The organism is Sporosarcina sp. E16_3 (assembly GCF_017347125.1).
Classification (GTDB): Bacteria; Bacillota; Bacilli; order Bacillales_A; family Planococcaceae; genus Sporosarcina.
In genome coordinates this window covers 39483-47107 of record NZ_JADPRX010000033.1, presented here as the reverse complement: position 1 = coordinate 47107, position 7625 = coordinate 39483, and the positions used below count along the sequence as shown (strand labels likewise).

Sequence of the window (7625 nt, the reverse complement as noted above, 5' to 3'; positions counted from 1 at the left end):
GGCTGAAGTACGCCCTCCTCGCAAACCGTCTTATGCCTGTCGGAGCTGGACGGCGCCTTGCGCTTTTCTAATTGTCTAGACTCCAGCGCCTAGCCCCTCGAGTCGCTTCGGTCCTTAAGGTTAAAGGCAAAGAGCGCCTTTAACTTAAGGCCCTCCAGCGCTTGTCGGGTCTACCAAGGCGCTTGCGCTTTTCTTTAACAAAATACGTATCATTCCCCTCGCTCGCATATAGATAATTGGCAGGACCTACACCTAATTTGGACATATGGAGCGTATTGGAGGGGGCATTGAGTTGAAAAAGTTTTGGCTACTTAGTGTATTGCTAGTGCTGTTGGTATGTACTGCATGCAAGGAATCGGGTATTGCCGAGGTGAAAATAAGTGAAGTTCATCCGGAAAAAGCGGTGGAGATTGCCGCAAGTTGGGCATCGACAGCGAGTCTTGTGCAAGCCGGTGGGGTCTATACAGAAGGGGAATATAAGAGGTTCAACTATAAAGGGAAGACATATCGCTATATGGCAGGGAATGTGGATACGAAGAAGGAATTAAGGATCGAACTTGAGAAGTCGGTGACAAAAAAAGTTGCCAAACAGTTCATCAAGGACCAAAACTTTATTAAACAAAAAAGGAGGTTGGCGCAGGTAGAAGCCGATGGTGGTTCGCTTCTTCAGTGGAGTGAGGCGACAGCAAAAGAGGTAAAATCGAAAAAGAATAAAAGTGTATTCGAAGTGAGTGTGCCCGTGGGTTATACAGGCTCATTTGATACGTTCAAAGTTACATACGAATACGTGAGGAAATCTGGTTGGCGTATAAGTAAGCTTCCGGAATATAAGAAGTAAAACATAAAAACCTCTCCATAAGTTGGAAGAGGTCTTTATGTTTTGAAATTATGGGTATAGTGTCCTGGATGACTGTCATCAAGCTTAGAAAGCTTATCTTCCCTGCAATTTATTCGCAAAGTCCTTCAAGTTCATGTTGGAGTGGATACGCTGACGTTTTAGTTCGAAGAGGGAATCGCCTCGGAAGACATTGCCTTCATCAATTGTATAAGCACTGGTTATTCCAGTTTCTTGTAGGGCGTGAATCGCTGCTAAACTACGTTTGCCATACGGATATGCGTGGGCCATGACTTGATAGTCACCGCCAATAATCTGTTCGATGGCGTTATTTGCTTGTTGGATATCCTCAAAGATTGCTGATTCCGATTCATATTGCAAAAGGCTTAAATTCGTAAATGAGTTGAACATATGGAATAAATGTGTGTGATTTTGGTAGGAATAGACGTCCTGTGTTTGGAGGATGTCCATTTCAGAAACTACACCCTGCCGATTGATACGACTTGTAATCAGGAACGAGGTGGCTTGGAATCCGTGATTTTTCAAAATAGGATAGGCCAAGTCGATTGTTGATTTATAGCCGTCATCGAATGTGATAAGGACCGATTTCTTTGGAAGTGACCCCTTTTTTGCAACCCAAGACTCGAGTTGTTGTGGGGTAATCGTGGTCCAGCCGTTTGCCTTCAAATAGTCCATCTGTTCTTTAAATTTAGCAATTTCTAGCGTTGATGTGTTTTGATCGGTTTTGTTACGTACAAGATCGTGATACATCAAAACAGGGATACCTGACTCGATTAATAACTCGTTCTTATGTATATACCCTATTTTACCGCCTAGTAAGACGGGGTAATAATTACCCTTTAATCTTTGTACATTAATCGTCATATGCGGTTGGATCTGTCCAATGCTCTTCGCTTTAACTGCTGGGCGATCCAAGACTTGTACGGGTTTTGACGTTTTGGCCCGAACTGGATGTGAAGCTTTCCAGTTATTCGGGGTCTCCTTACTAATGATTGCTTTCTTTTTCGAGAACTTAACTTGATCGTTACCGATGACTGTATGGTAATAAAGGTTTGATTCATCCACCACGGTGTGCGAAGCGCCTTTTAGGAAAACAGCGACTTTCTGATAGTCATCGAAAACAGGAGTGGTTTCGGTAAGTTTTATCGATTTTACGGTTGATGCTTCAGGCGATTCTGTGAAGATTGCAAATGCTAGAAAGAATAGTAGTGATAACAGTATAAACTTTTTCAATCTCTTTTATGCCCCTTTAGTCTAGTTTCTCTCTCCATGATAGATAGAGTGGGAGAAACTAGCAAGGGATAATTGGAATGGTGTATAAGTATAGAATAATCAAAACTTATCCACAAAAGCGGTGGATATCATGTGTGTAACTTGTTTGAAATGTTAGCAAATACAGATAATTCAGTTGTGGGGGTGTTAATAACTTTATCCACAGTGTAGAATGAAGCGGTTTATTGTCGAAAGAATAAGAAGTTGGACGGTTATAACTAACGTATTATCTTTTTTTTATTGGGTAAATAGTGTTAGAATAAACTAGTAATTCAGTTAAGATGAAATATATTCATTCTAAGTTTTACTAACCCTAGAGGTAACGGTCCAACATTCATACTTCAGCGTGAAGGGCATTCATTTAACTTTGCTTTATTGGGGGAGAAGAAATTTAATGAACTCTAATTAAAAGAATATGTTTGGAACCGATAGAATGGAGGCTTGCTAAATGTTTCAGTTCGATACATTGGGGCATGAAATCGTCGGGGAGCTTTCCCGTCTAATACAGGAGCAAGTGGTATTGACAGATCGAAGGGGATTTATCCAAGCGAGTACAGATTCAACTAGAATAAATCAGTTTCATGAAGGTGCACTACTTAGTTTGCGGCAAGAGCGGATGCTTTACATGACTGACAAGGAAGTAGAAAATCTGCGTGGTGTAAGAAGAGGAGTAGTATTACCTATTATCATTGATGGGAAACCTATCGCTGTTTTGGGTATAACGGGTGAACCGGATCAAATTGAGCCGCAAGCTTTACTAATTCTAAGAGTAGTAGAGTTATTCATACAGGATTCTTTAAAACGCAAAGAAAAAGAAGATAAAGTAAGAGAACTCGAATTTTTTGTATTTGATTGGCTTACTTCCATAACAAAAGATAAAAGATTTACGGAACGAGCTACCTTATTAGGAATAGAAGTAGAATTGTATAAGCAAGTTGTGGTGATTGAATCGATGACTGCGGGAAATCAATTTAGCATCGGGGACGTAGAGTATTTAATGTCTATACAAAATGTACATGAAATTGCTAAAATGATTCGTTGGGGAGAAGGAAAAATCCTTCTATTGCTTCCGAAGATTGATCAAGAAAATTTGAGAAATGAACTTGGGAATGTACTTCTGCATGCGAAAAGAAAAATGAGAATCAATTTAGCGGTAGGCATTGGTGAACCCGTACATTACGATGAGATGATGAAGTCGTTTAATCAGGCTGACCGGGCAACTGAAGTGTCGAAAAAAATGAAGCGAATTGTATTTGAACATGAATTACGTTTCGACTTAATATTAGACGGTATTCAAAAAAATACGAAAGAAGAGTTTGTCCGTCGAACAGTTGCACCTTTACGGGAGGATAAAGAACTTCTACATAATTTACATGTTTGGTTTAGTGAAAATCAATCTATGCAAAATACAGCAAAGTTACTTCATATTCACAAGAATACACTTACATATCGTCTTCAAAAAGTGGAGCAATTAACAGGCCTATCTGTTAATAGAATTGAAGATGTCGTTCTTATTTACTTAGGTCTACGGTTTATAGAAGAGTCTAAAAATGAATAGTTATTTCGAAAAGCATCCAATTATAGGATGCTTTTTTGTTTGGGTTCACAATAATATGAATGAAAAAAGGGTGAAACATTGTGTATACAACCATATCATCAAAATCATCCGAATAGTAGAATAAGTGTAATCAATTATTTAGAGCGTAAGGGGGCTTTCGAGTGGATGAGCATATTCTTGAGAAACTAATTGCGATTACGGGTAATGCATATGCAAAAACATCGATAGCGCAAAAACTTGCGTATTCGTATGATGCAACTGCTAACTTTCAGGCGCTACCGGATTTAATCTTGTCCCCAAGTTCAACTGAAGAAATTCAAGCAATTGTCAAAGTTTGTTCGGAATATCGAATACCTATCATTTCGCGTGGTTCAGGAACGAACCTAGCAGCTGGAACGGTGCCAACGTCTGGCGGAGTCGTACTATTATTTAATCGAATGAATCAAATAATAGAAGTTGACGAAGAGAACTTAACAATAACGGTTCAACCTGGAGTAATTACTAGGGAAGTTAATGCACTTGTTGAACCGAAAGGACTTTTTTATCCACCTGATCCAAGTTCAATGAACGTATCTACCATCGGTGGCAATGTCAGTGAAAACTCTGGCGGTCTAAGAGGGTTGAAGTATGGTGTTACTCGAGATTATGTCAAAGGATTAGAAATTGTTTTGCCAAATGGTGAGCTACTTAAAACCGGTGGAAAGCTTGCGAAAGATGTTGCGGGCTATGATTTAACGAGCCTGTACGTTGGTTCAGAAGGAACACTTGGCGTCATTACAGAAATTACGCTGTCATTAATTCCATCTCCAGAAACCAAACGTACATTACTTGCATTTTACGACAGTTTGGAGGACGCGGCTGAAACTGTATCGTCTATTATTGCAGCAAAGATTGTACCGGCTACCCTTGAATTTATGGATAGAGGGACGATTGAAACGGTTGAGGATTTTATGAAGATAGGGCTGCCGATTGATTGTGAGGCAATGCTTCTAATTGAACAAGATGGGGATCCGCTAGTTGTGGAGAAAGATATCGCGCTTATGCACCAGATTTGTATGGAGAAAAAAGCAACATCCACTCAGATTGCACAGACGGAAGCGGAGGCGGAAAATCTGCGAGTGGCCCGTAGAGTCGCATTGTCAGCGCTTGCTAGAAAACGGCCCACGACAATATTGGAGGATGCTACAGTACCCCGATCTGAGATTGCGAATATGGTGAAGGCAATTCAACGAATCGCTGAAAAGTACAATCTCCTTATTTGTACATTTGGGCATGCCGGGGATGGAAATCTTCATCCAACTTGTTTGACAGATGCTCGGGATGAGGAAGAAATGATTCGTGTTGAAGCTGCATTTAGTGAGATATTCGAAGTTGCGATTCAGCTTGGAGGGACGATTACAGGCGAACATGGTGTCGGAGAGATGAAATCACCTTATCTAGAATGGAAAATCGGGGCATCAGGTATTGATGTGATGAAGAATATTAAGCAATCACTGGATCCCTATAATATTATGAACCCTGGAAAAATCTTTGCCAAGGAAACGAAAAAAAGAGTTGTGGTTCAACATGGTTAGCCCGCATATAGAAAAGATGCGTGAAGCATTTGTTACTCATGTTGATGATGATCGATTGATGGATTGCATGCGATGTGGCTTTTGTCTCCCCGCATGCCCGACCTATATCCATTCTGGTTTCGATGAAACACAATCACCACGAGGAAGAATCGCACTGATGAAAGCCGTTCGGGATGGTGTTGTCGAGTGGGATGGTTCAGTTGAGGAGGCATTCGATTTATGTCTTGGCTGCCGTGCTTGCGAACCAGCTTGTCCGGCAGGTGTGCAGTATGGCACGTTAATTGAAGAAACACGGGAAGCAATTCTTTCAGTCAACAAGCGGGCTTTAAAAGAAAAATTGGTCCGAAAAGGTGCCTTTGATCATCTATTTGCAGATCAACGGAAAATGAAAAAAGCTGTCAATCTAGTGACGTTTTATCAAAAGTCAGGATTACAGAAGGTGGCGCGGAAAATTGGGTTCTTAGAGCTATTCCCACCATTTATGAAAGATATGGAGCGGGTCTTGCCAAGTCCGCCAAAACGAAAACGTACTGTGGTTGAAAAATCTGCGGTGAAAGTGAAGGTAGCTTTCTTTACTGGATGTCTGATGGATACACTATTCCAGGAAACTAATCGAAATACGATTGATATTTTGCAGAAGCTTGGTTGTGAAATCATTGTTCCAAAAATGCAGCAATGTTGCGGTGCTTTACATGGTCATAGTGGAGAAATGGACAAAGCTAAGCGCAATGCTCAAGCTAATTTGGAAGCGTTTGAGATCAACCAAATCGATTTCATCGTCAACAACGCTGGTGGTTGTGGTTCGTTTTTATCCGAATATGATCGATTGTTTGCGGATGACCCGCTCCTATTTGACAAAGCTACGCATTTTGCGACTAAGCAGATTGATATTTCCTCTTTATTTGTAAAACTAGGGATTACTGAGTACTTAGAAAACATTCCACCAACAGAAACATTGGAGTTAATTACCTACCAGGATTCATGTCATTTGCGAAATGTAAACGGGGTTAAAGATGAGCCCCGTACCATATTGAAAGCTATAAAGGATAGTCTATTCGTGGAATTACCCGGTGCGGATCTGTGTTGTGGTTCTGCCGGTATATATAATATTCTTCAACCCGAAATGGCAACCCGCATTTTAGAGTCGAAAATGAAAGAGGTGAAGAGGATCCAAGCAAGTACAATTATTACGACAAACCCTGGATGTCTATTGCAGATGAAAGTAGGGGTTGAACGTGAAGGACTCTCGACAACGACGAGAGCAATGCATTTGGTTGATTTTATTCACGAGAAAATGTTTTGACACCACATAATTGGAGGGATATTGGATGAAAAAAAGAAAAGCTTGGTCAATGGCGGCAATCGGTTTAGCGGGAATGTTGATGTTAAGTGCTTGTAACTCGGATGAAGGTGGTTCAGCAGAAGCCGCGGATGACAAAGCGTATAAATTAAAAATGTCGGTGACGGTCAATGACTCTTCCACTTGGTACCAAGCGGCTGAAAAACTAGCGAATGATATGAAGGAAGAAACGGATGGTCGTATTATAATCGACTTGTTCCCGAATGAGCAATTATCAAGTGGAGATTCAGGTAAGGGTGTAGAGCTACTGGCAAAAGGTTCAACAGATATGAGTTTTCACTCGACAATCATTTATTCGATTTTAGATCCTCGTTTAGGTGTTGCGAGTGCACCATTCCTATTTAAAAATACAGATGGCGTTGACAAAGTATTTAACGGAAAAGGCGGAGAAGAACTAAGTAAGATTTTAGGTGAGAAAGGTGTACATGCATTAGGATTTGGTGAAAATGGCTTCCGTCAAATTACGAATAGTAAACATGAAATTAAATCACCTGACGATTTGAAAGGATTGAAAATCAGGATTCCAGGAATCACGATGTATACAGACCTTTATCGTGAACTAGGAGCGGATCCAACTACTATGACATTCTCAGAGGTGTTTACTTCACTTCAACAAGGCACAATTAGTGGGCAAGAAAATCCAATCGATGTTATCCATTCATCAAAACTTAATGAGGTTCAAGATTACATCACAATGTGGAATTACTCGTATGATCCACTAGTATTAGGCATAAATAAAAAGTTGTTTGATGGAATGAGTGAAGCTGATCAAGAGTTGTTTGCGAAGCTTGGTAAAGAAGCAGCTGCGTATCAAGTAGAACTAGCACGTGACAAAGAATCGAAACAAATTGAAGAATTGAAAGCAGCTGGAATGCAAGTTTACGAACCAACAGAGGCTGAGTTGGCTGTGTTTACTGAAAAAGTACAACCAATCTATGAAAAATATGAAAGTATTTGGGGCGAAGGCTTGCTAAAAGCATTCCAGGATCAATAATATCGGAGGGA

6 protein-coding genes are annotated in these 7625 nt (G+C 40.4%); 5 read left to right on the top strand and 1 reads right to left on the bottom strand.

The window, feature by feature from the left end:
• The first annotated feature begins 292 nt into the window (after positions 1-292).
• Positions 293-838, top strand: a complete 546-nt coding sequence (locus I2483_RS16150; RefSeq protein WP_207278127.1) for a DL-endopeptidase inhibitor IseA family protein — start codon at positions 293-295, stop codon at positions 836-838.
• 93 nt (positions 839-931) lie between these two features.
• Here the strand turns inward: I2483_RS16150 and I2483_RS16145 are convergent, their stop codons facing one another.
• Entirely contained in the window at positions 932-2089 is a 1158-nt protein-coding gene (locus tag I2483_RS16145; protein WP_207278126.1) for a polysaccharide deacetylase family protein, read from the bottom strand.
• Between the two features lie 487 nt (positions 2090-2576).
• Here I2483_RS16145 and I2483_RS16140 point away from each other — a divergent pair, with 487 nt between their 5' ends.
• The 4 genes from I2483_RS16140 to I2483_RS16125 all read left to right on the top strand — a co-directional run bounded on the left by I2483_RS16140 (position 2577) and on the right by I2483_RS16125 (position 7614).
• Positions 2577-3686 (top strand): CdaR family transcriptional regulator, encoded by a 1110-nt coding sequence (locus tag I2483_RS16140; protein ID WP_207278125.1) that lies wholly within the window; start codon positions 2577-2579, stop codon positions 3684-3686.
• Between the two features lie 161 nt (positions 3687-3847).
• Positions 3848-5260: an FAD-linked oxidase C-terminal domain-containing protein gene (locus tag I2483_RS16135; RefSeq protein WP_207278124.1), complete on the top strand. Its 1413-nt coding sequence runs from the start codon at positions 3848-3850 to the stop codon at positions 5258-5260.
• Positions 5253-6563, top strand: a complete 1311-nt coding sequence (locus I2483_RS16130; protein ID WP_207278123.1) for a (Fe-S)-binding protein — start codon at positions 5253-5255, stop codon at positions 6561-6563. Before I2483_RS16135 ends, I2483_RS16130 begins: the two co-directional genes overlap by 8 nt.
• A 25-nt stretch (positions 6564-6588) precedes the next feature.
• Positions 6589-7614 carry a DctP family TRAP transporter solute-binding subunit gene (locus I2483_RS16125; protein WP_207278122.1) on the top strand — a complete coding sequence of 342 codons (1026 nt, stop codon included), beginning with the start codon at positions 6589-6591 and terminating at the stop codon, positions 7612-7614.
• Positions 7615-7625 lie beyond the last annotated feature (11 nt).